Below are 3,257 nucleotides of genomic sequence, written 5' to 3' on the forward strand. Positions count from 1 at the left end.
AGGTAATGCTGTATGGCTGTGAATAATAGTAATCGCTCGAAACCAGTATAACTAAGTGATTGCCCTCGTTATTAAAATTATTGTAATCGGTTAGGCCAACATCGAAACTATACTCGCCATTTTTTTTAATTGTAGTAGTACTAATAATCCTTTCTTCGTTTAATGTAGTACCTCCTTTAAAGAAGTCTTTTTGCGACATATTTCCTTTCACAAGGGTTAATGAAGTTCCTTCTGGTAAAGGCAATTTTGCATTGGTTTTACCATTGGGATTTTTCCAGTTATAAACATACCTTCCAGTTAGCTGCATGCTAATAAACTTTGGACCAAAGGCGATTTGCTCGGTTAAATTACGATAAGCAAAATCTGTTGAGGAGAAAGTTGCAGTTTTCCCCTGTCCATTACTTACATAAACTGGATTGAAATACAGGGCATCTTGTTCATTAGCAGGCTCAAAATAAACTGTGTAACCGTCGTTGCTTTTGGCGCCTGCTACGGCCATTTTTGAGAAACTAGATGAAAGTTCTCCGGTATTAAGAGCATTGATATCATTGATACCAACTACTGTGTAACTTGTTAGGCCTTTACCCACTATTACAGTTTTACCTTTGGCATTAATTGCAGTTTTATAGGTTGGGATTTCTTTTTGTACACCAATCATATTTTTCACCTCACCTTTAAGAATATTATCGTTGTTACGCAATAGGTAAAGTTTCCCCTTAAAATCTCTTTGCACATTCGTCTGCAGTTTTACGTTAGCATTGTAGCCATATATTTCGACTGTTTGCTCTGCCAGGTCTAGGCCCGTTTTATCAGGGTTGGGCATTATATACCAATTAGGGTCAGAAAAACGATTGTCGTTAACCCTTACAACTAAACCCTCAATTAATGCATAAGCTGTTGTCCTATTAGGTACGATAACATTAGAATCTAGCACTTTGAATTTAGACCTATCTATTGGAACGTCGACTTTGAAATTTCCCATCCCATCTGTCGTTCCATGAGCAATTATCGTGGAACTGGCCAGTTTCTGTGGGCCATAAGGATAAATCTGCAAATCACTTACCATGGCTATACTATCTTGCATTTCTGTCGTAACTCTTTCTAAGCCATTTTCTATTTTAGTAACTTTTCTATTTACCTTAATTTTCGGTGCCAAAAGAGATACTCTTAACACTTGGATACTTTTATTGGCTAAAGGATTTCCCTTTTCCTCTTCACTTAGCGTGACTGGCTCATTAGGATTTTTCTGCAGCTTATTTTTTTTTGCACTCCCTGTAATGTAATCTTTATAAAAATTATACTTTAAAGTACCAGATAAAGCAATCGTATAATTTACAACAGCTTTTTCATATTTAATGGCAAACTGTCGTTTTTCAGAAACTGTACCAGTTGCTCTATCTCTTATGTGCCATTCGTAATTATTTTCGTCTTTTAAGTAGTCTTTTAACTCTTGGGCAGCTTTATATGAAATGTTTGTATTGTTCGTAGGTATCACAATACCTGCATCTCTGGAAGTATTTGCTGCACCACTCTTCGCACTTCTCGCAGCAACTCTTCGATTATTTACTTCGGCAATACTATCTGCTTTTTCTTCTTCAATGGTTTTAACACGAGTCACATACAGCTCATACTTGCTATTGCCAAAATTAAATTGCTGTCTTCCAGCTATACCGTCATAAAAACCGATGTTATCATTTTTACCACTATTATCTGTAAATTTCCAATCGAATACTAAATCATTAAAATTTGTAAATCTTCTTTTAGCTTGGGGCGTATTTAAAGTAAAAACTGAGGGTACGATTATTTTCTCGCCATACCTAAATTCATTTGCCCTGCTTAATCCATTATTTTTAAATATTATTTTCCCTGTTGGATCAATCGCTTTAACCCGCCAAGCATACCTCCTCCCTTCAATTAAAGGTGGGTCGGAAGGTAAAAGTGTGGTACTGGTTGAGTTAAAAACAGTTTTTTTAATCCATAAAAAAGAGGTCGAATTAAAAATTTGATTTGGGTCTGTTCTTACTAGTAGCGGCATTTCTGCAATTTCAAATGTATATTCAACTACATTGGGTACGCTACCTGCATTTCCCCAGGTAAAGTTCAATCCTTTAATGCCTGGGGTAGTAGCATTAACAGATGGATCAATTAGAAAAGGAGCATCAGGGTATATAATGCTAATCATTGTACAACCTAGGGGCGCGCTCGACGAAATGACCTGATTGGTATTCATGTCTACAGCTTCAATGCAGAAAGTATAGTCCCCTTCTGGCAACCGAGACGTTTGCACCAGTTTTACCTTGTCAACACCATAAACATTTAAGGAGTTTAAATCGAAAATATCTTTCAGCGCCAACCCGTTTAATTGTTTTGTTTCATTTGGATTCAGGACAATCGGTTGTAAGGGTATATAGTTAGATTTAGTGGTAATTCGTATACCATTATTTCCCTGTAGTCGGCCAGTTAGCTTGATCTTTTTTTGCGTCGCAGTTAAATTTTGTACAATTAGTAGAACTTTGGAGGCATTAGGGCCAGCATAATCAGCATAAAATGGAGAATATGGCCCTGCGATATTTACAGTTATGTTTACCGAACTGGGAGGAGGTGTTTGCGCAAAAACATTTTTTGTAAAAAGAGCTAAAAGGAGCAGCAAAAGCAAGGCTGTTGTTACTCTAAAATCTTTCAGAAAATAATAGCTGTGTTTCATAGTAGTTAGCGTTAAATTTTAAAAAGAATGTACCAACCCGAGGTTAGATCTTATCTCGTTAAATGAAGGCAGAGTAATATCTTTTGAGTTACTTTTTAAATAACTAACAGATAAATTAGCAGCATCTCGTTTACCAATTCGGTAGGAACCATTAAAATTTGTATTAAAAATATTTCCAGCATCGATATTATTATTTCGTTGCAACTGATAACTTAAGGATGCATTTAAGCCTAATTTTCCTTTATCAAAAGCTTGATTTATCCCTAAAGTTGGCCCATAAAAAATGGTTCTACCAAAAGCGATATCTGCCACTGTATAGTTTACATTTGCACTTGCTCCAAAAGATTTTTTTGGCAGTCCAAATTGATATGAAAAATTTGCCGTTTTACTATTTGATTTGCTATTTGGCCTGGTAAATTCATTTAAATCGATCAGCGATTGCAAATTACCAATCAACACAAAGCTATGCGTAAGGTTTTCATTATTAATATTGTACCTAAATACAGTGCTTAAATTATGGTTAGTTCTTGCCACCCTAAACATATCCACGATT

The 3,257-nt window shown here is 35.7% G+C and carries 2 protein-coding genes; both read right to left on the bottom strand.

Features of this window, described 5'->3' with window-relative positions:
- On the bottom strand, positions 1 to 2,704 hold a 2,704-nt coding region (locus WC622_RS16600), incomplete at its 3' end, for a hypothetical protein (protein ID WP_372820809.1).
- 18 nt (positions 2,705 to 2,722) lie between these two features.
- On the bottom strand, positions 2,723 to 3,257 hold a 535-nt coding region (locus WC622_RS16605), incomplete at its 5' end, for a hypothetical protein (RefSeq protein WP_372820810.1).

The sequence above is a fragment of the Pedobacter sp. genome (assembly GCF_041662865.1).
In the GTDB taxonomy this organism is placed as follows: Bacteria; Bacteroidota; Bacteroidia; order Sphingobacteriales; family Sphingobacteriaceae; genus Pedobacter.